At 71.7% G+C, this 24,886-nt stretch carries 21 protein-coding genes; 5 read left to right on the forward strand and 16 right to left on the reverse strand.

What is annotated here, in order from left to right:
- Positions 1-108: 108 nt before the first annotated feature.
- From cobT to K7G59_RS23590, 6 genes are all read right to left on the reverse strand, one after another.
- A complete protein-coding gene (gene cobT / locus K7G59_RS23565) occupies positions 109-4,281 on the reverse strand; it encodes a nicotinate-nucleotide--dimethylbenzimidazole phosphoribosyltransferase (protein ID WP_225837403.1) in 4,173 nt (1,390 codons plus the stop codon).
- 343 nt (positions 4,282-4,624) lie between these two features.
- Positions 4,625-5,842, reverse strand: coding sequence for a precorrin-6y C5,15-methyltransferase (decarboxylating) subunit CbiE (cbiE, locus tag K7G59_RS23570; RefSeq protein WP_225837404.1), 1,218 nt, complete (start codon positions 5,840-5,842; stop codon positions 4,625-4,627).
- Between the two features lie 120 nt (positions 5,843-5,962).
- The gene (locus tag K7G59_RS23575; RefSeq protein WP_225837405.1) at positions 5,963-6,601 is read right to left on the reverse strand and encodes a GNAT family N-acetyltransferase; all 639 of its coding nucleotides are present in this window, start codon (positions 6,599-6,601) and stop codon (positions 5,963-5,965) included.
- Positions 6,602-6,744: 143 nt separating this feature from the next.
- Complete coding sequence (locus tag K7G59_RS23580; protein WP_225837406.1) at positions 6,745-7,578, reverse strand: MetQ/NlpA family ABC transporter substrate-binding protein; 834 nt, start codon at positions 7,576-7,578, stop codon at positions 6,745-6,747.
- Between the two features lie 64 nt (positions 7,579-7,642).
- Entirely contained in the window at positions 7,643-8,377 is a 735-nt protein-coding gene (locus tag K7G59_RS23585; RefSeq protein WP_225837407.1) for a methionine ABC transporter permease, read from the reverse strand.
- Positions 8,374-9,408: a methionine ABC transporter ATP-binding protein gene (locus K7G59_RS23590; protein WP_225837408.1), complete on the reverse strand. Its 1,035-nt coding sequence runs from the start codon at positions 9,406-9,408 to the stop codon at positions 8,374-8,376. Before K7G59_RS23590 ends, K7G59_RS23585 begins: the two co-directional genes overlap by 4 nt.
- A gap of 592 nt (positions 9,409-10,000) precedes the next feature.
- Here K7G59_RS23590 and K7G59_RS23595 point away from each other — a divergent pair.
- Entirely contained in the window at positions 10,001-10,360 is a 360-nt protein-coding gene (locus K7G59_RS23595; protein WP_225837409.1) for a hypothetical protein, read from the forward strand.
- Between the two features lies 1 nt (position 10,361).
- On the forward strand, positions 10,362-10,781 hold the full coding sequence (locus tag K7G59_RS23600; protein ID WP_225837410.1) for a hypothetical protein: 420 nt from the start codon (positions 10,362-10,364) through the stop codon (positions 10,779-10,781).
- On the opposite strand, the gene K7G59_RS23605 is transcribed toward K7G59_RS23600, so the two are convergent.
- The 3 genes from K7G59_RS23605 to K7G59_RS23615 form a co-directional block, all read right to left on the reverse strand.
- The gene (locus tag K7G59_RS23605) at positions 10,771-11,268 is read right to left on the reverse strand and encodes a GNAT family N-acetyltransferase (RefSeq protein ID WP_225837575.1); all 498 of its coding nucleotides are present in this window, start codon (positions 11,266-11,268) and stop codon (positions 10,771-10,773) included. The two genes, K7G59_RS23600 and K7G59_RS23605, sit on opposite strands and share 11 nt — an antisense overlap.
- A gap of 45 nt (positions 11,269-11,313) precedes the next feature.
- Positions 11,314-11,820, reverse strand: coding sequence for an RNA polymerase sigma factor (locus K7G59_RS23610; protein WP_225837411.1), 507 nt, complete (start codon positions 11,818-11,820; stop codon positions 11,314-11,316).
- Positions 11,821-11,922: 102 nt separating this feature from the next.
- Positions 11,923-13,101, reverse strand: a complete 1,179-nt coding sequence (locus K7G59_RS23615) for a glycerophosphodiester phosphodiesterase (RefSeq protein WP_225837412.1) — start codon at positions 13,099-13,101, stop codon at positions 11,923-11,925.
- A gap of 343 nt (positions 13,102-13,444) precedes the next feature.
- Between K7G59_RS23615 and K7G59_RS23620 the strand changes: the two genes are divergently transcribed.
- Together K7G59_RS23620 and K7G59_RS23625 are read left to right on the forward strand one after the other, a co-directional pair.
- Positions 13,445-14,116 carry a 1-acyl-sn-glycerol-3-phosphate acyltransferase gene (locus K7G59_RS23620; protein ID WP_225837576.1) on the forward strand — a complete coding sequence of 224 codons (672 nt, stop codon included), beginning with the start codon at positions 13,445-13,447 and terminating at the stop codon, positions 14,114-14,116.
- Between the two features lie 103 nt (positions 14,117-14,219).
- A complete protein-coding gene (locus K7G59_RS23625; RefSeq protein WP_225837414.1) occupies positions 14,220-15,872 on the forward strand; it encodes a multicopper oxidase family protein in 1,653 nt (550 codons plus the stop codon).
- A gap of 17 nt (positions 15,873-15,889) precedes the next feature.
- Here K7G59_RS23625 and K7G59_RS23630 read toward each other — a convergent pair whose 3' ends face one another.
- The 5 genes from K7G59_RS23630 to K7G59_RS23650 all read right to left on the reverse strand — a co-directional run bounded on the left by K7G59_RS23630 (position 15,890) and on the right by K7G59_RS23650 (position 21,828).
- Positions 15,890-17,413, reverse strand: coding sequence for an MFS transporter (locus K7G59_RS23630; RefSeq protein ID WP_225837416.1), 1,524 nt, complete (start codon positions 17,411-17,413; stop codon positions 15,890-15,892).
- Entirely contained in the window at positions 17,410-17,961 is a 552-nt protein-coding gene (locus K7G59_RS23635; RefSeq protein ID WP_225837418.1) for a TetR/AcrR family transcriptional regulator, read from the reverse strand. The genes K7G59_RS23630 and K7G59_RS23635 overlap by 4 nt, the downstream gene beginning before the upstream one ends.
- A gap of 84 nt (positions 17,962-18,045) precedes the next feature.
- Complete coding sequence (locus K7G59_RS23640; RefSeq protein WP_225837420.1) at positions 18,046-19,017, reverse strand: aldo/keto reductase; 972 nt, start codon at positions 19,015-19,017, stop codon at positions 18,046-18,048.
- Positions 19,018-19,136: 119 nt separating this feature from the next.
- A complete protein-coding gene (gene argH / locus K7G59_RS23645; protein WP_225837423.1) occupies positions 19,137-20,564 on the reverse strand; it encodes an argininosuccinate lyase in 1,428 nt (475 codons plus the stop codon).
- 61 nt (positions 20,565-20,625) lie between these two features.
- Positions 20,626-21,828 (reverse strand): argininosuccinate synthase, encoded by a 1,203-nt coding sequence (locus tag K7G59_RS23650; protein ID WP_225837424.1) that lies wholly within the window; start codon positions 21,826-21,828, stop codon positions 20,626-20,628.
- Positions 21,829-21,944: 116 nt separating this feature from the next.
- Between K7G59_RS23650 and K7G59_RS23655 the strand changes: the two genes are divergently transcribed.
- Positions 21,945-22,532 carry a pyridoxamine 5'-phosphate oxidase family protein gene (locus K7G59_RS23655; protein ID WP_225837425.1) on the forward strand — a complete coding sequence of 196 codons (588 nt, stop codon included), beginning with the start codon at positions 21,945-21,947 and terminating at the stop codon, positions 22,530-22,532.
- A gap of 69 nt (positions 22,533-22,601) precedes the next feature.
- On the opposite strand, the gene K7G59_RS23660 is transcribed toward K7G59_RS23655, so the two are convergent.
- On the reverse strand, positions 22,602-24,071 hold the full coding sequence (locus K7G59_RS23660; RefSeq protein ID WP_308295082.1) for a HAMP domain-containing sensor histidine kinase: 1,470 nt from the start codon (positions 24,069-24,071) through the stop codon (positions 22,602-22,604).
- A complete protein-coding gene (locus tag K7G59_RS23665) occupies positions 24,071-24,811 on the reverse strand; it encodes a response regulator transcription factor (RefSeq protein WP_225837427.1) in 741 nt (246 codons plus the stop codon). Before K7G59_RS23665 ends, K7G59_RS23660 begins: the two co-directional genes overlap by 1 nt.
- Positions 24,812-24,886 lie beyond the last annotated feature (75 nt).

Genomic DNA, 24,886 nt, shown 5'->3' on the forward strand with positions numbered 1-24,886 from the left:
CGCGCTGCGGCGTCGAAGCGGCCCTGACGTGCGGATTTTAGCTGTGCGCGGGACGGAGGGCACGTGTGGTCCGGCTGCTGGAACACCGGACCACACGCCCCTCGGCCCTTACTTCTCGGTGACTCCGGCCGAGTCGAACGTCGCCACCTCGTGCATGGCCCGCGCCGTGCTCTGCACCAGCGGCAGCGCGAGCAGGGCGCCGGTGCCCTCGCCGAGGCGCAGGTCGAGGTCGACCAGCGGGCGCAGGCCCAGCTTGTTGAGCGCGGCCACATGGCCCGGCTCGGCGCTGCGGTGGCCCGCGATGCAGGCCGCCAGCACCTCGGGGGCGATGGCGCGGGCGACCAGTGCGGCGGCACCCGCGCTGACGCCGTCCAGGATCACCGGCGTGCGCAGCGAGGCGCCACCGAGCAGCAGGCCGACGATGGCCGCGTGCTCGAAGCCGCCGATCGCGGCGAGGACACCGACCGGGTCGGCCGGGTCCGGCTGGTGCAGCTCCAGGGCGCGGCGGACGACGTCCGTCTTGCGGGCCAGCGTCTCGTCGTTGATGCCGGTGCCCCGGCCGGTGACCTCCGCGGGGTCGGCGCCGGTGAAGACGGAGATGAGCGCGGCGGACGCCGTGGTGTTCGCGATGCCCATCTCGCCCGTGAGCAGCGCCTTGTTGCCGGCGGCGACGAGGTCACGGGCGGTCTCGATGCCCACCTCGATGGCCGCCTTGGCCTCCTCGCGGGTCATCGCCGGACCGGTGGTCATGTCGGACGTACCGCCGCGGATCTTGCGCGGCAGCAGCCCCGGCGTGGCCGGCAGGTCGGCGGCCACGCCGACGTCCACGACACACACCTCGGCGCCGACCTGGTTGGCGAAGGCGTTGCAGACCGCGCCCCCGCCGAGGAAGTTGGCCACCATCTGGGCGGTGACCTCCTGCGGCCAGGGGGTGACGCCCTGGGCGTGCACGCCGTGGTCGCCGGCGAAGATCGCGACGGCGGCGGGCTCCGGGATCGGCGGCGGGCACTGCCGGGACAGCCCGGACAGCTGGGCGGAGATGATCTCCAGCATGCCCAGCGCGCCGGCCGGCTTGGTCATGCGCTTCTGGCGCTCCCATGCCTCGCCGAGCGCCTTGGCGTCGAGCGGGCGGATCTGTGCAACGGTCTCGGCGAGCAGGTCGTGGGGTTCCTCTCCGGGCAGGGCGCGGCGGCCGTACGTCTCCTCGTGTACCACCCAGGACAGCGGGCGGCGCTTGGACCAGCCGGCCTGCATCAGCTCGGGCTCGTCCGGGAACTCGTCGACGTACCCGACGCACAGGTAGGCGATGACCTCCAGGTGCTCGGGCAGGCCGAGCGCGCGGACCATCTCCCGCTCGTCGAAGAAGCTGACCCAGCCGACGCCGAGGCCCTCGGCGCGGGCGGCGAGCCAGAGGTTCTCCACGGCGAGGGCTGCGGAGTAGGGCGCCATCTGCGGCTGGGTGTGGCGGCCGAGGGTGTGCCGGCCGCCGCGGGTCGGGTCCGCGGTGACGACGATGTTCACCGGGGTGTCGAGGATGGCCTCGATCTTCAGTTCCTTGAACTGCTTGGCCCGGCCCTTCGGCAGCGATTTGGCGTACGCCTCGCGCTGGCGCATGGCCAGTTCGTGCATGGTGCGCCGGGTCTCCGCGGACCGGATGACGACGAAGTCCCAGGGCTGCGAGTGGCCCACCGAGGGTGCCGTGTGGGCCGCCTCCAGGACGCGCAGCAGCACGTCGTGCGGGATCGGGTCGCTGCGGAAGCCGTTGCGGATGTCGCGGCGTTCGCGCATCACCTTCAGGACGGCCTCGCGCTCGGCGTCGTCGTATGCGGGCGCGGCCGGACCGGTGGACTGTCGTGCTTGCGCCACGGAGGCCGCGCTCTCTTCCTGGTCGGCGGCCCTGGTGTCCAGGTCCTCCGCCTGCTGTACGACATCGGGCGCGGGCTCGGCGGTGGCCTCGGCCTCGCGGGGCGCCGGGACCGTGGCCGCCTGTTCCTGCGGCTCCGGCGACTCCTGCGGCTCCGGCGACTCCTGCGGCTCCTGCCTGGGCAGCACGATCGGCTGCGGCGGGGTCGGAGCCAGGTGCGGCGCCGTCGGCACCTGCCCGGTCACGGGGACGAACTGCCCGAGCGTCTGCTCCGGGTGCGGCTCCGACGGGATACCGGAGGGCAGGGGCTCCGTGGTGCCGGCGGGGGCCTGGGCAGGCTGCTCCGCGGTCTCGGCGGTCACGGGGGCCACGGGCTGCGCGGCCGGGGCGGGTTGCGGCACGGCCTCGGCCGCGGACGGTACGGGCACCGCCTGGTCGTGAGCTGCCGCGAGGGGCTGGACCTGCGGGCCGGCGGGGCCCATGACGGGGGTCTGCGCCGGGGCGGGATCCGGTGCCGGTGCGTGCGGCTGGGGGTGCTGGGGCCCGTCCGCCGGGGCGACGGCCCCTTCGGCGGCGGCTTCAGCGGGGGTTTCGGCGGCGGCTTCGGCGGCGGCTTCAGCGGGGGCTTCGGCGAGTTGCGCCCCCTGGGCCTGAAGGACGGCCGGCTCCGATGCCTCGACGGCGACCGGCGTCGCGGCACCGGCGACGGGCGCGGGCACAGCGGTGTCCTGGGCCTGGGCGGGGGCGGTGGTGACGCCGGTGGCCTGGTCCGGCGCGGTGGCGGTGGACTGCTCGTCCTGGGCCTGGACGGGCTCGGGGGCATCCGGAGCCTGCGCGTCCGGCCGGGCCGGAGCGGCGGGACCGGCGGCAGCGGCCACGGCCTGGACGGCAACGGCCTCGGCGACCTCGGCGACGGGCACGGCCTGAACGGCGACCGTCTCGGCCTGAACGGCGACCGTCTCGGCGACCTCGGCGACAGGGACGGCCTGGACGGCAACGGCTTCACCGGCCCCCGCCGCAGCCTGCACCGCCCCTGCGACGTCGACGACCTGCGTGCCGTCGGCGGTCTGGGCAGCCTCCGCCGGCTGGGCGCCCTCGACCGGCTGAACGGCATCGACCGGCTGAACAGCATCTACCGGCTGAACAGCATCTACCGGCTGAACAGCATCGCCGGCCTGGGCCGCTTCGGCCGCCTGAGCGGGCCCGGAGGCCTGCGGGGCCTGCATGACCGGACCCGTCTGAGCGCTCGGCGCAACGTCCGCGGTCTGCGCGACCTCGGGTGCCTGGCCTGGCACGACGGTCTGGTCGGCCGCCTCCTGAACTCCCTGACCTTCCGGCCCTTCCTGAACTGCCAGGGCTTCCGGAACTGCCAGGGCTTCCGGAACTGCCGGGGCTGCCAGGACTGCCTGGACCTGTGGCACTTCTTGGACCTGCCGGGCCTCTGGGATCTCCTGGACGGGAGCCGTCTGTGCCGGAGCCTCCGTCGCGGCCTCGGGTGCCTGCGCCGCCGGGACCGGCTCGCCGGTCACCGCCTGACCGGCGACCACGGCGGCCTCGACGGCGGCCGGTGCGGCCTGCCCGCCCGCGGGCGCCGGTGCAAGACCGTCGGCGGGCAGCACGGCTTCGGCCACCGGAGCCCCGGTCACGGCCTCGGCTGCAACCGTGCCCTCGGGGCCCTGGCCCGCCGGAACGGCGTCCACCCCGTCGTGACCGTGCACGGGCTGCATCCCGTCATGGGCGTGGACGACCTGGTCCTGGACCGCGGGGGCCTGGACAGCGTCGCCCTGGACCTGCGCGGCGGCCTGGGCCGCGAGGCGGATCACGGCGGCCTGGGCGGCACCGGAGGGGTCGGCCACGGGCTCCCCGGAGAGGGCGGCCGGGTCAGCCGTTTCCGTAGCCGGCGCCGCAACGCCGACCTGGGCGGTGGCGGCCGGCGCGGCGCCCCAGGGGGTCGCGTTCTGCGGGGCCATGTCGTGCAGCGGCTGTGCGTCGAGGTACTCGGGGCCGGTCGTCGGCGGACCGGGCTGCCGTACCGGCGCTCCCGCGGGGCCGCGGTCGGCGAGGGTGCGGACCGGGCTGGCGGAGGCGTCGGGGATCGGCGGGCCGAGGTGCAGGGGTCTGTGCGGGGCCTGCGCCGGGTTCGGCAGCCGGACGCCGCCGAGGTCGACGGAGCCGGTGTCCCGGCCGCCCGTCTCGTGCGGCCCAGGCTCGTGGACGGCCTCGACGACCGGCTCCGGAGCCGGCGGCGGCACTTCGTTGCCCCATGCGCCCTGGGCACCCGGCAGCAACAGGTCTTCGTCCTCGGCGGGTGCTTCGGAGAGGTAGGTGTACGCGCCGTGCGCGGGGACGCCCGGCTGTTCCACCATGCCTGCGCTCTCCGGCTGCCCCTCGCCCGGGACCTGGCCGGTGTCGGTCATGCGTACCCCTCGCCCATCGATTAGTGCTTCTACGACCAGCTCACCCGGAACGGCGCGCCGACCGCCCATGGTGAAGAACGAGCGTGCGTGCCCAGCGGCACGAACGAGCCGCCGAAAAAGGCGACAAAGCCACTCGGTGGCATTGTCCCGTCCGTTCCGCCGTCGCGACAGCATGATCCGCGACAGACCGCTGTGGACTGCGCCACGTTGCGCGTCCTCGGGTTCGCCGTACCACACCCACCCCAAAAGGGGCGCGTTTTCCGGACATTGGCGAACGAACTTCCGGGCCACCCGGTGCGGTACAACGATCGGCCAGCCTACCGCGCGCAGTACGACAACAGGATCACGGGGCGCGGTCCGGGAGTACCCCGCTCAGCAGGAACGCCACGTTCCGTTCGGTCTCCGTCCAGTCCCGGGTGTCGAGTTCGACGGACTGGAGCAGGGCGCACTCGACCCGGTAGCCGTGCTCGGTCAGGTCCCGGCCGACGAGTTCGGCGGCGTCCCGGGTCGCGGCGTGCGTGACGATGCGCTGCGGACGGCGGTCGGCGACCGCGGAGACGACGGCCGCTCCCCCGCCGCCCACCCGTACGACGTCCGGTTCGGGCAGGTTCTCGAGGACGTGCGGGGCGGTGCCGTGGACGACCTGGAGCTGGACACCGAAACGGCGCGCGGCGGACGCGGTACGGGCGCAGGCGTCGCCGTCCCGGTCGACGGCGATGACAGCGGCACCGGCGCGCGCTGCCTCGGCGGCGAACGCGCCGCCGCCGCAGCCGATGTCCCAGACGAGGTCCCCGACCCGGGGCCCGAGCCGGGCGAGTTGGGCCGCGCGGAGCAGCTGCGTCTCGCCCTCGCCGAGGGTGCCGTACGTCTCGTCGGGCTGCACCCAGCCGCGCGGGGCGGTGCCGGGGTCGCGTCCGACGGTCCAGCCGCCCCCCTCCCCCGCGACACCTGGTCCGGCGGTTCCGCCGATGACGATGACGACGTTCGGGTCGCGCCAGGAGTGATCGGCGGCCTTGTCGGAGGTGACGACGGTGACCTGTTCGCGTTCGGTGCCGAGTTCCTCGCAGATGACGAAGGTCCGGTGGACCCCGTCCAGCAGCAGTCCGAGTTCGGCAGGGCCGGCGCCGGGTGCGGTGAGGACGGCGACCTTGGTGTGGGCGCGGCAGACGTTCACGGCCCGGCGCAGGGTCCGCGGGTGGGCGACGACCACCTGGGCGTCGTCCCACGGCATGCCGGCGCGGGCGAAGGCGGCGGCTACGGCGGAGACGGCGGGGACGACCTCGACCTCCAGGCCGAACTCCGGCGCACGCAGACTGCGTACGACGCCGAAGAAGCCGGGGTCACCGTCGGCGAGCACGACGGCGGTGCCGCGGTGGGCGGCGATCCGGCGGGCGGCGAGCGCGAGGCTGCCGAGGCGGACGCGTTCGGCGGCGGGCGGGACCTCTGGAAGCGCCAGGTGGTGGGCCGCGCCCGCCACGAGCGTGGCGGCGCCGAGGGCGGCGTGGGCTGCCGCGGTCAGTGGCGAGCCGTCCCAGCCGATCACGGTGACCCGGTCGGCCATCGTCGTCAGTCTCCAGGTTTTCGCAGGTAGTCAGGGGCATGGGCCCGGGGGCCGGCTCCGTGAGCGTACCTGGTGGAGCTGTCGGCCGCGCGGCTGGGCCTGGCCGTGGCGCCTCGCGTCTCAGTTCCAGTCGGAGTAGGCGGTGAACCCGGCGCTGTCGGCGAGCTGCCCGTCGGCGCCGTCCAGGTCCTCCGGGAGCAGGCTCCACACGATGTAGTCGGTGCGCTGGTCGGTCCAGGTGCCGTCCTCGGCGCGGACGTGCACTATGCAGGCGTTGCGCAGCACGCCCTCGCTGATGCAGCCGATCTTCTGGGCGACCTGCTGGGAGGCGGCGTTGTCGGCGGCGGTGCGCAGCTCGATGCGTTCGAACTTCTGGTCGCCGAAGAGCCACTGGGCGGTGGCGAGCGCGGCTTCGGAGGCGTAGCCCTCGCCGCGGGCCCAGGGGGCGACGATGTACGACAGCTCGGTGGACCGGATGTGCCAGTCGGTCCTGGCGAGCTGGACGACGCCGACCAGGCGCTGGGTGAGGAACTCGGTGACGGCGAGGTCCAGGCCACGGCCCGCGGCGCGCTCGGCGGGGGCGTGCTCGGTGACCCAGCGCCGGGCGGCGTCCTCGGAGTACGGCTGCGGGACGTCGGTCCAGGCGCCGACCTGCTCGTCGTTCATCATCTCGGTCAGGGCGGACACGTCGTCCTCCTCGAGGGGACGCAGCACCAACCGCTCCGTGCTGATGGAGATGTCGGGGAAGGTGCTCGTCATGCGCCGCTCCGTAACCTTCGGAAAAGGATGGTGAAAGGCCGTCAGGCCCGCTGAACTGCCCAGCATGCAGCATGAAACCAGTGAACCGCACAACGGGGTCCGCCCCCGGTGAGGGAGTGGACCCCGCTGGGGGACCGGGCGGCTCAGAAGGACGGGATGACCGACCCCTGGTACTTGTCCTCGATGAACTTCCTGACCTCGGGCGAGGTGAGGAGCTTCGCGAGCTTCTTCACCCGCGGGTCCTTCTCGTTGCCCTTCTTGACGGCGAGGAAGTTGCCGTAGGGGTTGTTCTTCGCGGACTCCAGGACGAGGGCGTCCTTGGCGGGCTTCAGGCCGGCGGATATGGCGTAGTTGCCGTTGACCACGGCCGCGTCCACGTCGTCCAGGGAACGCGGGGTCTGGGCCGCCTCGACCTCCTTGAACTTGAGGCCCTTGGGGTTCTTGGCGATGTCCTGCGGGGTGGCCTCGTTGCCGGCGCCGTCCTTCAGGGTGATGAGACCCTCGGCGGCGAGCAGCTTCAGGGCGCGGGCCTCGTTGACGGCGTCGTTCGGGACGGCGACGGTCGCACCGCTCTTGAGGGCGTCGGCCTTCTTCACCTTGTGGGAGTAGAGGCCGAGCGGCTCCAGGTGCACCGTGACGACGGGCACGATGTGGGTGCCGCGCTTCTTGTTGAAGTCGTCGAGGTACGGCTGGTTCTGGAAGTAGTTGGCGTCCACCGAGCCGTCCTCGGTCGCCGTGTTCGGCACGATGTAGTCCTGGAACTCCTTGACCTCCAGGTCGAGGCCCGCCTTCTTCGCCAGGTGGTCCTTGACGAAGTCCAGGATCTCGGCGTGCGGGGTGGGGCTCGCGGCGACGACCAGCGGGCCGCTGTAGTCGGCGGAGGAAGCGGAGTCCTTGTCCGAGCCGCAGGCGGTGAGCCCGGCGGCGAGGGCTCCGGCGGCGAGGACAGCGGCGGTGATCTTGGCGGTGTTACGCACGAAAAGTGCCTTTCCTTATGGGTGGTGCGACCCGTCTTGGGGGGACGGGGAGTCTTGGGGGCGCTCAGGCTGCCTTGCCGGCTTCGGCCGGCGTACTCCCGGCCTTCAGCAGCCGTAGCTTCGGCGCCGGGCCGGAGCGTCCGCCGCGCCGGTGCAGGGAGCGGGCGGCGTAGTCGCCGGCGAACTGGATGACCGAGATGACGACGGCGAGGATCACGACGGTGATCCACATCATCTGGGTCTCGAAGCGCTGGTAGCCATAGCGGATGGCGATGTCGCCGAGGCCGCCGGCGCCGACCGTGCCGGCCATGGCGGAGTAGCCGATGAGGGCGACGATCGTGGTCGTGGTGCTGGAGATGAGGGACGGCAGGGACTCCGGTACGAGAACCTTCCGTACGACGGTCCAGGTGTTGCCGCCCATCGACTGCACGGCCTCGACGAGTCCGCCGTCCACTTCGCGGACAGCCGTCTCGACAAGGCGGGCGAAGAACGGGATCGCGCCGATGGCGAGCGGCACGATGGCGGCCTCGCGGCCGATGGTCGTCCCGGTGATCGTGCGGGTGAAGCTCATCAGCGCGACCATCAGGATGATGAACGGCATCGAGCGGGCGACGTTCACGATCTGCCCGATCACCTTGTTCGCGACGAGGTTCTGCAGCAGTCCGCCCTTGTCCGTGAGGACGAGCAGGATGCCGAGCGGAAGCCCGCCGGCCACCGCGATGAGGGTGGACCAGCCGACCATGTAGAGCGTGTCCCAACACGCCTGGGACAGCAACGGCTGCATCTCGGTCCAGGTCACTTGGCACCTTCCTTCGCCGGCAGGGCCTCCCGGCCCGGTACGTCGATCTGCAGGCCCTGTTCGCGCAGGAAACCGATCGGCACCACGTTGTCCTCGTAGCGGCCGGGCAGTTCGATGCGCATGCGGCCGACCTGGAGGCCGCCGACGGTGTCGATGGCGGCACCGAGGATCGAGATGTCGATGTTGTAGGTGCGCGACAGCTGGGAGATGACCGGCTGGGTCGCGGAGTCTCCGTGGAAGGTGACGTCGAGGACGGTCCGGTCGGCGCCGGAGGCCTCGCCGCCCACCGGGAACAGGGCGGCGGCCAGTTCGGAACCGGGCGTGGCCAGCAGCTCGCTGACGGTCCCGGACTCCACGATGCGGCCCTTGTCCATGAGCGCGGCCGAGTCGCAGATGCTCTTGACGACGTCCATCTCGTGCGTGATGAGCAGGACGGTCAGGCCCAGCTGCCGGTTCAGGTCGCGCAGCAGCTGGAGGATGGAGCGGGTGGTCTCCGGGTCGAGGGCGCTGGTGGCCTCGTCGGACAGCAGCACCTTCGGGTCGCCGGCGAGGGCGCGGGCGATGCCGACGCGCTGCTTCTGGCCGCCGGAGAGCTGGGCCGGGTAGGCCCTGGCCTTGTCGGCGAGACCGACGAGGTCGAGGAGGCCGAGCGCCTTGCGCGAACGTTCCTTCCCTGACGTGCCGAGGATTTCGAGCGGCAGCTCGATGTTTTCCTGGACCGTGCGGGAGGACAGCAGGTTGAAGTGCTGGAAGACCATGCCGATCCGGCTGCGCGCCTGCCGCAGTTCCCTGCCCGCCCGCGGGCCGCGCCCGGCGAGGGCGGTGAGGTCCTGTCCGGCGACGGTCACCGTCCCGGATGTCGGACGCTCCAGCAGGTTGACGCAGCGGATGAGCGAGGACTTGCCGGCGCCGGACTGGCCGATGACGCCGTAGACCTCGCCTTCGCGGACGTGGAGATCGACGCCGTCGAGGGCGGTGACCTCTCGGCCGCGGGAGCGGTAGACCTTGGTCAGGCCCGATGTGGTGATCACTGGTTTTCCGTCACTGTCGAGTGCGCGGGCGTGGGTGTGCCCGGGCACGTGTGCATGCATGGCATTCGGTCAGGGACGCGGCACGGGTCTCGCGACGGCGGTGAACCGGGGAGAACTCTGTGCGCGGCAGACACCTGTCTCGCGTTCCGGAATCCGGACGCCGGACAGGCCGCGGCTCTCGCTTCGGGGCGCGAGGCTCAGGTGGTGCAGGGGCCCTCTAGAAGGCACACATTCGGCACGGACACATACAACGAGCACCGGGCGTCATGGTCGCCTCGGTCGCGGGGATGCGGCTGCTCGTCGTGGTCATGCGATCAGTAAACCAGACGTACGGTGCTGACAAGCCGCCGCCGTCCGCATGCTGGACAGCCGCGGACACTCCCGGCCGCGGGCGGCGATCCCCCACGCGTCGCCGGTGACCAGGGCGGACAAGGCCGCGGACCGCTCACCGCCGGCCGGCGTGCGGTTGCTCGGGCCGGTGGCTGTGGCCAACGCCACGGGACAGGGTCGCGGTGGCCGGAGCGGTCGAGGTACGGGGGCGAGGTCCGGGGTCGGCAGCGGCCGGTCCTCCCCGCCGTAATAAGGTCTCGGCATGCTCTATGTCCTGACGCTGGCGACCGGACTCGCCGCGCTGCTGCTCGCCGCCTGGTGCGGCTGGGCCGCCTATCGCGACCAGCCGACCAAGGACTGGCACTTCATCGGCATGGCCGTGGTGTGGCTGCTCTCCCTGGTCCAGCTGGTGACCGGGATCGTGCAGCTCGCGCGGGGCGAGAAGCCGGAGCAGGGCACGACCATCTTCGTGGCGTATCTGCTGGGGGCGTTCGCGTGCGTTCCGGCGGCGGGACTCATGTCGCTGACCGAGCGGACGAAATGGGGCTCGGTGACGGCGGCTGCGGGCGGTGCGGTGCTGGCCGTCCTCGAGGTTCGGCTGTACGACATCTGGGGAGGCTGAGGTGACCTCGGTGCAGGAGAAGCCGGGCCGGCTCATCGGCGGGCCGGGGATGCTGCTCGTCTGGTTCTACGGCGTGATGGTGGTGGGCGCGGTGTCGCGTTCGGCGTACCAGATCGCGACGGACTTCGACCGGGCGCCGCTGGCGTACTCGCTGTCGGCGGTCGCGGGCGTGGTGTACGGGTTCATCACCTACACGCTGATCCGCGGCGGGGAGACCGCCCGCAGGGCGGCACTGGTGTGCTGTGCCGCCGAACTCGCGGGTGTCCTGGTCGTCGGTACCTGGACGCTGGCCGAGCCGTCCGCCTTCCCGGACTCGACGGTGTGGTCGGACTACGGCATGGGGTACGTCTTCATTCCGGTGCTGCTGCCGCTGTCGGCCATGTACTGGCTGGGCAAGGCGCGCAGGACCGTCACGCCGTAGTCGCGTACGTCCCGGCCGGCTTCTCCAGCACGATCAGCTCGACACCGTCGGCGCCCTTGGTCCTGCCCACCGCCTGGTATCCCACCCGGCGGTACAGGCGCAGGTTGCCCTCACTGCGATGGCCGGTGTGCAGGCGGAACATGGTGGCGCCGCGCTGCTCGGCCAGGGCCGTCTCGGCCGCACGCAGCAGCCGCGCACCGATGCCGTGACCCTGCAGGCGCGGGTGGACGCACAGCTTGGCGATGGCAGCCGCGCCGTCCTCACCGGTCCGGCCGCGCACCGAGCCGACGACCTCCTCGCCGAGCCGGGCGACGAAGACACAGTCGGCGCCGACCTCCTGCCGGACCGAGTCGAGGCTCTGGACCAGCGGGTCGATGCGGTAGTTGCCGTACAGCGCCGCCTCGCTCTGGAAGCACAGGTACTGGAGCCGGAAGATCTGCTCCACGTCCTGCTCGGTCGCCTCCGAGATGGTCACGCTCATGCCCATGTGCGCATGCCTCCCGCTCACCTGATCACCTGTCGTCCCCCACTCCTATCCCCGCCCTTCGAGAGCCGCAACCTCCGGTGCAAGCAATCGACGCAGACATCCCAGACATCTGGAACGTTCTGGTCCGAGGCTGCCCTGTGAGATACCCAACTCCCTTGCGATCTCCCGGTATGTCAGGTCCTTCGGGGACAGCAGCGCTTCCAGCAGACGGGGGCAACGGCCGGGCAGCCGTCGGACCGCGTCGCGCAGGGCGTGGTACCGGGCGGCGGTGAGCGCGGACTGTTCGGGCCCGGGCCGGGTGTCGTCGGCCGGTTCACAGGCGTACGGCCGTTCGAGGCGGGTGGTACGGCGACTGCGGCGCGCCTCGGCGCGGACGGCCTTGCGCAGCCAGCCCTGGGGGTCGAGCGGTGGCCCGTGCACCGCCAGCCGCTCCAGCAGCCGGAGCCAGACGGCCTGCTCCAGGTCCCCCGGTTCACTTCCGGTGGCATATGCCTCTGCGGATGCCTCGGCGGTGAGCAGTGGGCGCAGGGCTGTCACCAAGTCGTACGTCATATGCAAAACGACGAGCCGCCCCGGCGGCAGGTTGCCGGGGCGGCCCGCAGTCACCCCGAACGGGGTGCGCGAAGGCTCCGCCGTTGACGCGGCGGCCCCGTCTCAGCCGGCCAGGAAGTCGGCGCGGGCGAGCACGCCGGTGTCGGCGTTGTCGGTGAAGACACCGTCGATGCCGGTCGCGAAGTACGTCCTGAAGGCACCGAACGCGTCGCCGTAGGCGTCCGCCGCGCTGCCCTTGCGGTACTCCGCCGGCAGGAAGGGGTTCTCGTTGCGCATGGTCCACGGGTGGAGGACGAGGCCCACCTTGTGCGCGTCGGCGACCAGCGTGGTCGGCTGTCCCAGGGTGCCGTCGTCCTTCCTGGGAATGACCAGGTCCAGGGTGGGGCCGATGCCCTGCGCGTAACCGGCCATCTCCCGCAGGCCCTTGGGCGTGATCAGGTCGGCGACCGTGCGCGGGTCGCCCGCCTCCACGAAGTCGTAGGGGCGGCTGGTCGCCGAGGAGAGCAGGACGACGAGCGGGTTGTCGACGAGCTGGTTCAGCCTCTGGATGCTGGTCGGCTCGAAGGACTGCAGGATGACGGGCGAGTTCCCGCCGTCCTTGTCGTACTTGCGCAGCAGCTTCGCCACCCGCTCCTCCAGACCGAGGCCCAGCTTGCGGAAGTAGGTGGGGTGCTTGGTCTCGGGATAGATCCAGACCTGCCTGCCGCGCTTGCGGGTCTGCTCGTCCTGCCACTGCAGGACCTCTTCGAAGGTGGGGATCTCCCACCGGCCGTTGTAGAGCGTGTTGTGCGGCCGGTTGGCCGGGATGCGCTCGACGGCGCGCAGCGTCTTCAGCTCGGCGAGCGTGAAGTCCTCGGTGAACCAGCCGGTGACGGAGACGCCGTCGACCACCTTGGTGGTCCTGCGGTCGGCGAACTCGGGGTGGGCGGCGACGTCCGTGGTGCCGCCGATCTCCGGCTCGTGACGGCACACCAGATGCCCGTCCTTGGTGGGCACCAGGTCACCGGCCTCCACGACGTCGGCGCCGAGGTCGAGGGCCAGGTTGTACGAGCCGAAGGTGTGCTCGGGGCGGTAGCCGCTGGCACCCCGGTGGCCGATGATCGTCGGCACCGGCAGGCTCTTCAGCCCGCGGTCGGCGGATCCGGCCGTCGTCCGGGCCTCGGCCGCCCTCGCCGCGCCGGGCAGACCGAGGACCGCTCCGCCCGCGCCGAGCACCGCGGCGCCGAGGAGCGCCCGCCGTCCGGTTCCCTGCGTCTTGTCGTTCGCCTGGTCGCTGTCCATGAGCGCCCCTCCTGCCGTCGGCGTCTTCCTGCCGTGCGCGTGTTCCTCGCGGGCCGATCCCGTCAGTGCGGGCCGATCGTAGGGGTGTCCACATGACGGACGGTCGACCCCGGATCGAACACCCGGGTGACGTCTGCTGTCCGGTGGGCGAGGCGCGATGTCCGTCACATCGTCACCCGCGGGCGAGGCGTGGCCGTCGACGCGCCACCGCAGGTAAACCCGTGTCAACAGTGCGTAAGACATCGGTGAACCGGCCGCACCCGATGTGCGTTACCCGCGAGGCCGCGAGTAATGTCCTCACCTGCACAGACTCATAAGGCTCCCCTTGACGTCGGAGGACCCGTTGTCCCGCTTCGCGCTCATCAAGGCAGTGCTCGGACCGATCATGCGCCTGATGTTCCGCCCCCAGGTGGAGGGCGCAGAGCACATCCCGGGGGACGGCCCGGTCATTCTGGCCGGTAATCACCTCACGTTCATCGACTCGATCGTGCTGCCGCTCGTGACCAAGCGGCAGGTGTACTTCATCGGCAAGGACGAGTACGTCACGGGCAAGGGCTTCAAGGGCCGCCTGATGGCGTGGTTCTTCACCGGCGTCGGCATGATCCCCGTGGACCGGGACGGCGCGAGCGGTGGCGTCGCCGCGCTGATGACCGGACGGCGGATCCTGGACGAGGGCAAGGTCTTCGGGATCTACCCGGAGGGCACGCGCTCGCCCGACGGCCGCCTGTACCGGGGGCGTACGGGCATCGCGCGACTGACGCTGATGACCGGTGCCCCGGTGGTGCCGTTCGCGATGATCGGCACGGACAAGCTGCAGCCGGGGGGCCGGGGCATTCCGCGGCCGGGCCGGGTGACCGTGCGTTTCGGTGCGCCCCTGGAGTTCTCCCGCTACGAGGGGATGGACCGGGACCGTTACGTGCTGCGGGCCGTGACCGACTCGGTGATGGCCGAGGTCATGCACCTGTCGGGGCAGGAGTACGTGGACATGTACGCCACGAAGGCCAAGGCCGCCTGACGCTTGCGGGCACGTCCGCCCGGCGATGGAATCTGCCGTCGACACATCGGGCATTCGGCCGTATTGACCGGCCATATGAACACACATCATGTCTGATGCAGACATGCAGACACCTTCCCGCCGCACCGTGCTCCGTGCTCCGTTCGCCGCCGTCGGCGCGGGACTCCTGGGAGCCTGTTCCACCTCCGGCTCCGAGCCCCGTCCAGGCCCCGGGCTCGCGGGCGGACGTGCGGGGATCAGGACGGAGTTCGTCCCGCCGGGGCCGGCCGGATACGTCAGCCCGTCGGGCCCGGAGGTGATCGCCGTCGAGGAGGCACGCGGCTCGGGCCCCGTACGCAGGTTCAGGCTGACGGCTGCCGAGAGCCGGCTGGACCTGGGTGGGCGGTCCGTGCGGACGTGGGCGTACGACGAGGCTGTGCCGGGCCCGCTGGTGCGCGCCACCGTCGGTGACGTCCTCAGCCTCACCCTGAGCAACCGGCTGCCCGACGCCACCAGTCTGCACTCCCACGGGGTGCGCCTGCGCTGCGACATGGACGGCGTTCCGGACCTGACGCAGAAGGCCGTCCCCGCGGGGGCGGACTTCACCTACCGCTTCGTCGTCGCCCATCCGGGGACGTACTTCCTGCACTCGCACCAGGGCCTGCAGCCCGACCGTGCCCTGTACGCGCCGCTCATCGTCGACGACCCGGACGAGCCCCTCGCATACGACAAGGAATGGATCGTCGTCCTGGACGACTGGCTGGACGGCGTGGAGGGCTCCACCCCCGAGCAGGTGCTCGACGAGCTCAAGCCGGGCGCGAGCGGCTCCGGGATGATGGGAAGCATGGCGAGGGGCCCCGCAGGCAACGGTGCGCGTCCGCGCCGGCCGGCGGTGCACAGGCGCCCCTCGCGGTCCGCGGCCAGGGAGTCGGCGGGCCCCTCCCGGCTGCTGCGCGATTCGCACAGCAGCCTGCTCGACGGGATGGGCGGCAGTGTCGACTACCCCTACTACCTGGCCAACGGACGCCTGCCCGACAACCCCTCGGTGTTCCGCTGCCGCCCCGGCGACCGCATCCGGCTGCGCATCATCAACGCCGGTTCCGAGACCGCGTTCCGGGTCGCACTGGGCGACCACAAGATGACTGTCACGCACACCGACGGCTATCCCGTGGAGCACCAGGAGACCGACGCCCTCCTGCTCGGCATGGCCGAGCGGTACGACGTCCTCGTCACCGCCCAGGACGGCTTCTTCCCCCTGGTCGCACTCCCCGAGGGCAAGGAGGGCAGGGCCATCGCCGTCCTGCGCACCGACAACGGCCGAGGCCTTCCCGATCCCGACGTCCACCCGGACGAACTCGACGGCAAGATCGTCCCCGCGGGCCGTCTCGTTCCGGACGACGACGTGGCCCTCGACGACTGCGAGCCCGACCGCGAGCTGCGCATCCGGCTCACGGGCACCATGAAGGAGTACAACTGGGCGCTCGACCACCGGCCCTACGACGTACGGCAACGGCATCCCGTCCAGGCCGGTGAGCGGGTACGGATCACCCTCATCAACGCCACCGACATGTGGCACCCGGTGCACATGCACGGGCACACGTTCGCGCTCGCCGGGGTGGACTCGGCGGGCGCGCTCAAGGACACCACGATCGTGCTGCCGCACCGGAAGCAGGTGATCGACTTCGACTGCGACAACCCCGGGCTCTGGATGCTGCACTGTCACAACCAGTACCACGCGGAGGCCGGGATGATGACGGTGATCGGGTACGAGGATTAGGGGCTGGGGCGGTTGCCTCACCCGGCGTCTTCCAGGTTCTGGTTCTTCAGCAGGAACCAGGCTGCCGCCGCTGTCGCCAGCAGGACCGCTGCTCCTGCACCGCAGGCCAGGTGCAGGCCGTGCACGAAGGAGCCCCGGGCCGCTTCGAGCAGGGTCCCGGCCGTGTGCGGCGGCATGTGCGCCGACGCCTCCACCGCCGCCCCCAGCGACTCGTGCGCCTGCGCCGGAGTCCCGCTCGGGCCCGTGAAGTCGCGGTAGACGCCGGTCACGATCGAGCCGAGCAGGGCGATGCCCAGGGCCGCGCCCAGTTCGTACGCCGTCTCGGAGACCGCGGAGGCGGCGCCCGCCTGGTCCTTGGGGACGCTGGAGAGGATGACGTCCGCGGTGACCGTGAAGGAGAAACCCGCGCCGACACCGACGACCAGGAAGGCGGCACCCAGGGCCGGGTAGCCCGTCGTCCGGCTGAGGGTCGTGAGCGCGGCCAGCGCCAGGCCCACCGCCGCCAGGCCGCCCGACACCACCGCCCGTACCGAGAAGCGGCGGGCGGCACGGCCGGCGACCAGGCCGGCCGCCACCGCGCCGACGGCGGCGGGCAGTTCGGCCAGGCCCGCCTCGAAGGGGCGTCGGCCCTGGACGAGTTGGAGGTACTGGGAGAGGAAGAACACCAGGCCGGACATGCCGAGGACGGTCAGCAGGTCGGCGAGGACCGCTCCGCTGAAGCCGCGGCGCCGGAACAGGCGCATGTCGAGCAGCGGGGCCGGCAGAGTGAACTGGCGGCGGACGAAGCCGTAGAGGGCCGTCGCGCCGAGCAGGCCGGTGGCGAGGGTGAGCCCGGTGACGCCGTGGGCCGCGGCCTCCTTGACCGCGTACACGACGCCGATCACGCCGACGAGTGACAGCGCGACGCTGACCAGGTCCCACGGGCCGGAATCGGGGTTGCGGGACTCGGGCAGGGTGCGGATACCGACCAGCACCAGGACCGCCATCACCGGCAGGTTGATGAGGAAGACCGAGCCCCACCAGAAGTGTTCGAGCAGGAAGCCGCCCGCTATCGGGCCGACGGCCGTGCCGGCGGAGGCGGTCGCGCCCCAGATGCCGACGGCGAGGCTGCGCTCTCGCGGGTCGTGGAAGAGGTTGCGGATCAGGGCGAGGGTGGCCGGCATCAGGGTCGCGCCCGCGACACCGAGCAGCGCCCGCGCCAGGATCATCGACTCCGGTGTGGCGGCGTAGGCGTTGAGGACCGATATCGCGCCGAACGCCGTGGCGCCGCCGAGCAGGATGCGCTTGCGGCCGATGCGGTCGCCGAGGCTGCCCATGGAGACGAGCAGACCGGCGATGACGAAGGAGTAGACGTCGCCGATCCACAGCAGCTGGGTGCCGGAGGGGTTGAGGTCTTCGCTGATGTAGGGGGTTGCCAGGCCGAGGACGGTGGCGTCGACGGCCACCAGCAGCACGGCCAGGACGAGCACACAGAGCGCGAGCCAGCGGCCCGGTCGACTCTGCGTCTGCGCCGCGTCGGCCGGCCGCAGGGTGCTGGTCATGGTTCCTCTCTTCGCAGGGCGCCGCCGAGGAGCAGCTCGGCGACCATGGTGGGGAACTCCCGGGCGGCCACGCGGCCGTCCATCGTGGCCCAGGCACAGGAGGCGATCAGCCCGTACAGCGCCTCGGTGAGCCAGACGGGAGTCAGGTCGATCCGCAGCTCGCCGCTGTGCTGTCCGCGCTGGAAGACCGCGCCGATGCGGGCGTCGAGCCGCTGCCAGCCGTCGTTCTGGCGGTCGCCCTCCCACAGCTGGCTCTCGCCGTAGAGGAAGGCGAGCAGTCCGGCGGCGGGCTCGATCTCGCGCACCAGGCGGCGTACGGCCTCGGCTGCGGGGCCTTCGTCCAGCCGGGCCCGGTCCAGTGCCGCCTCGCACTCCGCGATACCGAGCGCCTCAAGGGCCCGGACGAGCGCGTCGCGCCCGGCGAAGTGACGGTGCAGCGTGGCCCGGCTGATGCCGGCGGCCTTGGCGACCTCGTCCATGGTCGCGGTGGACTTGCGGGTCAGCAGGGCGGCTGCGCTGCGCAGCACGTGGTCACGATCCAGGGCCATGCGACAAGCCTAGCGCATGTGAGACATCACCGTCTCACGCTGGGCGTATACGACTCATCATTGCTGGTTGCAGCGGATTTTCCGTCAGTGCCAGGGCAGTCGGGCTCGCCGCTCCCAGTAGGCGTGCGGTTCCTCCACCAGGGTGGCGAGACGGGACAGCTGGTCCTCGTCCAGGTCGACCACGGGTGCGTGCAGGTTGGAGGCGAGCTGGGTGACCGTCGCGGCGCCCGAGAGGACGACACCGGCCCAGGGCTGCCGCAGGATCAGGGCGAGGGCGACGGCGTCACAGTCGAGGAGGTTCTCCTCGGCCACGGTCTTCAGCACGTCCGGTGCGTGCGGCTCGGCCAGCCGGCCGTTGGCCACACCCTCCTTGACGATCACGGTGAGGCCGGCGTCGTGCGCCTCGGCGAGCGCGGGCCCGGCCGAGGTCTCCAGCGCGTTGTACGTCGACTGGACCGTACGGAAGAGGGGCTCGCCGTCGACCGTCACGGCGAGGGCGGCGCGGATGGTGTCGGCCTGCGCCGGGCCGCTGGTGGAGAAGCCGATGGTCAGTCCCCCGGCGGCGGCCTCCGCCAGCCTGGCGTGGAGGTCCTTGTCGGTGAGCGCCGGGCTGTCCGGGGTCACCGAGTGGATCTGGTAGAGGTCGAGCCGGTCGCCGAGCACGGCGGCGGACTCGGCGCGCTGCCGTTCGTAGGCCGCGACGCTGTGGTCCTTGACCTCGTGCTGTTCGGCGTCGGCGGACCAGCCGGCGGTGTAGGTGTAGCCCCACTTGCTGCCGACGACCACGTCGTCGGCGTCGGGGCGGGCGCCGAGCCAGTCGGCGAGGAACTCCTCCGAACGGCCGTAGGAACGGGCCACGTCGAAGTAGCGCACGCCCTGGGCGTAGGCGGCGTCGAGGAGTTCGTGGGTGCGCGTGCGCAGAGCCTCGACACTGCGGACCTGCGGGAGGTCCTGCTCGCGGCCCAGGTTGATGTAGCCGGGGCGGCCGACGGCGGCGAGGCCCAGGCCGATGTGGCAGGTGGGAGTCGTGGCTGAGGCCAGGCGGGCGAAGGGCATCGCGGGCTCCGTTCGGTCGGCTCCTTGCTGCTCACGACCAACGTAACCCGCGATGCCCCTACGGCACCGGACCGCTGCCTGCGCGAGACCGGTGGTGTACCTCTACGGCACCGGACCCGCTACTTCTTGGCGTTCGCCCAGCTGTACTGGGCCGCCACGTCCGCCTTGACCTCGGCGAGCTGCACGGCGACCGCGCTGGGCGCCGTGCCGCCGCGGCCGTCGCGGGAGGCGAGGGCACCGGGGACGTTGAGGACCGTGCGGACCTCGGGGGTGAGGTCGGGGGAGATCTTCGCGAACTGCTCGTCCGTGAGATCGTCCAGCTCCACGCCCTCGGCCTCGGCCGTCTTGACGCACTCCCCCGCGACCTCGTGGGCCACACGGAACGGCACGCCCTGCCTGACCAGCCACTCGGCGATGTCGGTGGCGAGCGAGAAGCCGGCCGGGGCCAGCTCCTCCATGCGCTCGCGGTTGACGGTGAGGGTGGCGATCATGCCGGTGAAGGCGGGAAGCAGCACCTCCAACTGGTCGCAGGAGTCGAAGACCGGCTCCTTGTCCTCCTGGAGGTCGCGGTTGTAGGCGAGGGGGAGGGCTTTCAGGGTCGCCATGAGGCCCGTGAGGTTGCCGATCAGACGGCCGGACTTGCCGCGCGCCAGTTCGGCGATGTCCGGGTTCTTCTTCTGCGGCATGATCGACGAACCGGTGGAGAACGCGTCGTGCAGGGTGACGAAGGAGAACTCCTTCGTGTTCCAGATGATGATCTCCTCGGCGATCCGGGAGAGGTTGACCCCGATCATCGCGGTGATGAAGGCGAACTCGGCGACGAAGTCGCGGGAGGCGGTGCCGTCGATGGAGTTGCCGACGCTGCCCCGTTCGAAGCCGAGGTCCGCGGCGACCGCCTCGGGGTCCAGTCCCAGGGAGGAGCCCGCGAGGGCGCCCGAGCCGTACGGCGACACGGCCGTGCGCTCGTCCCACTGGCGCAGCCGCTCGGCGTCCCGGGACAGGGCCTGGACATGGGCGAGGACGTGGTGGGCGAAGAGCACCGGCTGGGCGTGCTGGAGGTGGGTGCGGCCGGGCATCGCCACGTTCTCATGGGCCTCGGCAAGGCCCACCAGGGCGTCCTGGAGATCGGCGATCAGGCCGCCGATGATCCGGGCGTGGTCGCGCAGGTACATCCGGAAGAGGGTCGCGACCTGGTCGTTGCGCGACCGGCCGGCGCGCAGCTTGCCGCCGAGGTCGGGGCCGAGGCGCTCCAGCAGGCCGCGCTCCAGAGCGGTGTGCACGTCCTCGTCGGCGATCGTGCCCACGAAGGAGCCGTCCGTCACGTCCGCCTCCAGCTGGTCGAGCCCGGCGATCATGCGCGTCAGCTCGTCCTCGGTGAGGAGGCCCGCCTTGTGCAGCACGCGCGCGTGGGCACGCGAACCGGCGATGTCGTAGGGCGCGAGCCGCCAGTCGAAGTGGACGGACGCGGACAGCTTCGCCAGGGCCTCGGCGGGACCGTCGGCGAAACGGCCGCCCCAGAGCCGTACGTCACCGCTGTTGCTGCTCACTTTGCGCTGCTCCTAAAGGAAGTTGGTCGGTGAGAGATGGGCCGGTTGCGCGGGGTCCGCGTCAGGCTTCGCCCGCGAGATCGCGCCGTGCGGCGATCCTGGACGACAGGCTGTAGATGTCGATGAAACCCTTGGCCGCGGACTGGTCGAACGTGTCGCCGGTGTCGTAGGTGGCGAGGTTGAAGTCGTACAGCGACTGCTCGGAGCGCCGGCCGGTGACGACCGCGCGTCCGCCGTGCAGGGTCATCCGGATGTCGCCGCTGACGTGCTCGTTGGCCTCGTCGACGAAGCCCTCGAGGGCGCGCTTGAGCGGGGAGAACCACTGGCCGTCGTAGACCAGTTCGCCCCAGCGCTGGTCGACCTGCCGCTTGTAGCGGGCGAGTTCGCGCTCGACGGTGACGTTCTCGAGTTCCTGGTGCGCCGTGATGAGGGCGATCGCGCCCGGGGCCTCGTACACCTCGCGGGACTTGATGCCGACGAGGCGGTCCTCGACCATGTCGATCCGGCCGATGCCCTGGGCGCCGGCGCGCTCGTTGAGCTGCTGGATCGCCTGGAGCACGGTGACCGGCCTGCCGTCGAGGGCGACCGGAACGCCCTTGTCGAAGGTGATGACCACCTCGTCGGGCTCGCGCGGGACGGCCGGGTTCTGGGTGTACTCGTAGATGTCCTCGATCGGCGCGTTCCAGATGTCCTCCAGGAAGCCGGTCTCGACCGCCCGCCCGAAGACGTTCTGGTCGATGGAGTACGGGGACTTCTTGGTGGTGGCGATCGGGAGCTGCTTGGCCTCGCAGAAGGCGATCGCCTTGTCCCGGGTCATCGCGTAGTCGCGGACCGGGGCGATGCACTTCAGACCAGGGGCGAGGGCGACGATGCCGGCCTCGAAACGTACCTGGTCGTTGCCCTTGCCGGTGCAGCCGTGGGCGACCGTGCCGGCGCCGTGCTTCCTGGCGGCGGCGACGAGATGCTTGACGATCGTCGGCCGGGAGAGGGCGGAGACGAGCGGGTAGCGGTCCATGTACAGGGCGTTGGCCTTGATCGCCGGGAGGCAGTACTCGTCGGCGAACTCGTCCCTGGCGTCCGCGACCTCGGCCTCGACGGCACCGCAGGCGAGGGCGCGCTTGCGGATGACGTCCAGGTCTTCGCCGCCCTGGCCGACGTCCACCGCGACGGCGATGACCTCGGCGCCCGTCTCCTCGGCGATCCAGCCGATGGCGACAGAGGTGTCCAGACCGCCCGAGTAGGCGAGTACGACGCGCTCGGTCACGGGTTTCTCCTCACACGGCAACCATTGACATGCATGAGTATGCAGAACTCTGCATGATTCGTCAATCGAGGCTATTACTTAGACAGCCGAACAATTTCCTCCGATAATCAGTGATCATGGGAAAGACCTATGAGCGCATAGACGGCCGGCTCCGGACGTTCATCGAACAACAGCCCCTCTTCTTCACCGCGACGGCCCCGCTCTCCGGTGACGGCACGATCAACCTCTCCCCCAAGGGCCTCAAGGGCTCCTTGGCCGTGCTCGACGAACTCACCGTGGCCTACCTGGACTTCGCCGGGTCCAACGCGGAGACCGTCGCCCACCTGCGCGAGAACGGCCGGATCACCCTCATGTGGTGTGCCTTCCAGGGTCCACCCGACATCGTGCGGGTGCACGGCCGGGGCGAGCCGGTCTTCCGCGACGACCCCCGCTTCGGGGAGCTGCTCACCCGTTTCCCGGACATCGAGCCCGGCGCGCACGGGCTGCGCGCGATCATCGTGGTCCACGCCGAGCTGGTGCGGGACACCTGCGGCTACGCCGTTCCCTTCATGACGTACGAGGAGGACCGCGATCTGCACGCCCGGCGGTTCGCCCGCGAGGACGACGCCTCGCTGAGCGCCTACTTCGAGAAGAAGGAGCACATCGGGACGAGTCTGGACGGGCTCCCCGGGCTGCCGCTCCCCCTGCCGCCGTTCACCGTCTGAGCCATGCCGTTGCCCGGATCCCGGCCGGGCGGCGTGGCGCGGGCGGCCGAGACGGACGTACGCCGGGGCTCAGGCCGGTCCCTGGGGCAGCCGTACGGTGAACATCGTGTGTCCGGGACGGCTCTCCAGTCCCACGCTCCCGCGGTGCGCCTCCACCACCGCCGCCACGATCGACAGGCCCAGCCCCGTCCCGCCGCCGGAGGCGCCCGGGTGGCGGCGGTGTTCCGCTCGGGTGAAGCGTTCGAAGACGTGCGGCTGGACGTCCTCGGGGACGCCGGGGCCGTCGTCGTGGACCGAGAGGCGGACCGAACCGCCCTCGGCCTCCAGGGTGACGGTCACCTTCGTGTCGGCGGGCGTGTGCAGCCGCGCGTTGGCCAGCAGGTTGGCCAGCACCTGGTGGAGGCGGTGGCCGTCACCGGGGACGGTGACCGGCTCCTCCGGGAGGTCCAGCATCCAGCGGTGGCCGGGGCCGGCCGCACGGGCGTCGGTCACCGCGTCCAGGACCAGCCGTGTGAGGTCCACCGGCGCGCGCTCCAGCGGGCGGCCCGCGTCGAGGCGGGCCAGCAGGAGGAGGTCGTCGACCATCTCGCCCAGACGGGCGGACTCGGCGGTGATGCGTTCCAGAGCCCGGGTGACCTCGGGGGGCACCGGGCCCGGGTGCAGGAGGGCCAGTTCGGCGTGGCCGCGCACCGAGGCCACCGGGGTGCGCAGCTCGTGGCTGGCGTCGGCGGCGAAGCGGCGCAGCCGCTCCTCGCTGGCGTGACGTTTGGTCAGGGCGTCCTCGACATGGCCGAGCATGCGGTTGAAGGCCGTCGCCACCTGGCCGATCTCGCTGCGGGCGTCGAGGTCGGGGGCCCGGGACGGCAGGGCGACCTCACCGCTGGCCAGGGGCAGTTCGCTGACCCGGGTGGCGGTGGCGGCGACCCGGCTGAGCGGTCGCAGCGACCAGCGCACCCACAGGGCTCCGGCCACTCCGGTCGCGACGAGCGCCAGGCCGAAGACGATCCCGGCCACCGCCTCCAGCCGGTGGACAGCTGCCTGCACGGGCTCCAGCGGCAGCCCGACGATCAGTACGTCGCCGTCCTGGCCCCGGGTGGCGATGACCCGGTAGTCGTCGAGGGCGGACAGCTCGATGGAGTGCGGTCTGCCGTCCACCGGTACCGCGGTCAGCACCCTGCGGTCCGTGGCGGTCAGGTCGACGCTCAGGTTTGCGGCCGGGTCGCCGGAGCGGACGACTGCCTTGTTGGTGACGGTGCCGTCGACCAGGCGGGCACCGAAGGTGCCGGTGGCCTGGGTGCGGGTGTCGCCGTGTTCGTCGCCGTCGTGGTCGTCGTGCGGCGGGGGCCTGTGCTCCAGGCTCTCCGGGAAGCGGGTGCCGGCCTGCACGAGCTGCTCGTCCAGGCGACGGGTCAGGAAACCGTCGAGTTCGAGGACGGCGGCGACTCCGACGGCCGCGCAGCTCACCGCGAGAAGGATCACCAGACCGACGGTGAGACGGGCGCGCAGGGTGCGCGGGCGGGGCAGCCGACGTACGGGGATCACCTGCTCACCGGCTTCAGGACGTAGCCTGCCCCGCGCACGGTGTGGATCATGGGTTCGCGGCCCGCGTCCACCTTCTTGCGCAGGTAGGAGATGTACAGCTCGACCACATGGGCCCGGCCGCCGAAGTCGTAGGACCAGACACGGTCGAGGATCTGGGCCTTGCTGAGGACGCGGCGCGGGTTGCGCATGAGGAAGCGGAGGAGTTCGAACTCGGTCGGCGAGAGCTCGATCAGCTCATCGGCCCGGGTCACCTCGCGGGCGTCCTCGTCCATGACCAGGTCGCCCACGACCAGCCGCGGCCCCTCCTCCAGCTGGCGGGCGATGCCCGCCCGGCGCAGCAGCCCGCGCAGCCGGGCGATGACCTCCTCCAGGCTGAACGGCTTGGTGACGTAGTCGTCGCCGCCGGCCGTGATGCCCGCGATCCGGTCCTCGACCGCGTCCCGGGCGGTGAGGAAGAGCACACACACGTCCGGCTGCGCCTCGTGCAGCCGGCGCAGCACGTCGAAGCCGTCGGTGTCGGGGAGCATCACGTCGAGCACGACGGCGTCGGGCCGCAGCTCGCGTGCCGTGGCGAGGGCGGCGGCGCCGTCGCCGGCGGCGCGCACCTGCCAGCCCTCGTACCGCAGGGCGCCGGTGAGCACCTCCGCGAGGTCGGGGTCGTCGTCCACGACGAGGACGCGCAGCGGGGTGCCGTCGGGTCGGGTGAAGGCCGGGCGGCCGGAACGGGTCGTAGTCATCGCGTCTACCAGCATCGCCCCTGCCGGTCCCGGGCGAGGCCGCAGGAGCCTGTGAGTTTCCTCTGAGTGGGCCCG

This window comes from Streptomyces sp. NK08204, assembly GCF_020400585.1.
In the GTDB taxonomy this organism is placed as follows: domain Bacteria; phylum Actinomycetota; class Actinomycetes; order Streptomycetales; family Streptomycetaceae; genus Streptomyces.

What these genes read in the sequence shown, in the direction of transcription:
- cobT (WP_225837403.1), bottom strand. Translation starts at nt 4,281, where the DNA reads ATGACCGACACCGGCCAGGTCCCGGGCGAGGGGCAGCCGGAGAGCGCA.
- cbiE (WP_225837404.1), bottom strand. Translation starts at nt 5,842, where the DNA reads ATGGCCGACCGGGTCACCGTGATCGGCTGGGACGGCTCGCCACTGACC.
- K7G59_RS23575 (WP_225837405.1), bottom strand. Translation starts at nt 6,601, where the DNA reads ATGACGAGCACCTTCCCCGACATCTCCATCAGCACGGAGCGGTTGGTG.
- K7G59_RS23595 (WP_225837409.1), top strand. Translation starts at nt 10,001, where the DNA reads ATGCTCTATGTCCTGACGCTGGCGACCGGACTCGCCGCGCTGCTGCTC.
- K7G59_RS23605 (WP_225837575.1), bottom strand. Translation starts at nt 11,268, where the DNA reads ATGGGCATGAGCGTGACCATCTCGGAGGCGACCGAGCAGGACGTGGAG.
- K7G59_RS23610 (WP_225837411.1), bottom strand. Translation starts at nt 11,820, where the DNA reads ATGACGTACGACTTGGTGACAGCCCTGCGCCCACTGCTCACCGCCGAG.
- K7G59_RS23615 (WP_225837412.1), bottom strand. Translation starts at nt 13,101, where the DNA reads ATGGACAGCGACCAGGCGAACGACAAGACGCAGGGAACCGGACGGCGG.
- K7G59_RS23625 (WP_225837414.1), top strand. Translation starts at nt 14,220, where the DNA reads ATGCAGACACCTTCCCGCCGCACCGTGCTCCGTGCTCCGTTCGCCGCC.
- K7G59_RS23630 (WP_225837416.1), bottom strand. Translation starts at nt 17,413, where the DNA reads ATGACCAGCACCCTGCGGCCGGCCGACGCGGCGCAGACGCAGAGTCGA.
- K7G59_RS23635 (WP_225837418.1), bottom strand. Translation starts at nt 17,961, where the DNA reads ATGGCCCTGGATCGTGACCACGTGCTGCGCAGCGCAGCCGCCCTGCTG.
- K7G59_RS23640 (WP_225837420.1), bottom strand. Translation starts at nt 19,017, where the DNA reads ATGCCCTTCGCCCGCCTGGCCTCAGCCACGACTCCCACCTGCCACATC.
- K7G59_RS23655 (WP_225837425.1), top strand. Translation starts at nt 21,945, where the DNA reads ATGGGAAAGACCTATGAGCGCATAGACGGCCGGCTCCGGACGTTCATC.
- K7G59_RS23665 (WP_225837427.1), bottom strand. Translation starts at nt 24,811, where the DNA reads ATGACTACGACCCGTTCCGGCCGCCCGGCCTTCACCCGACCCGACGGC.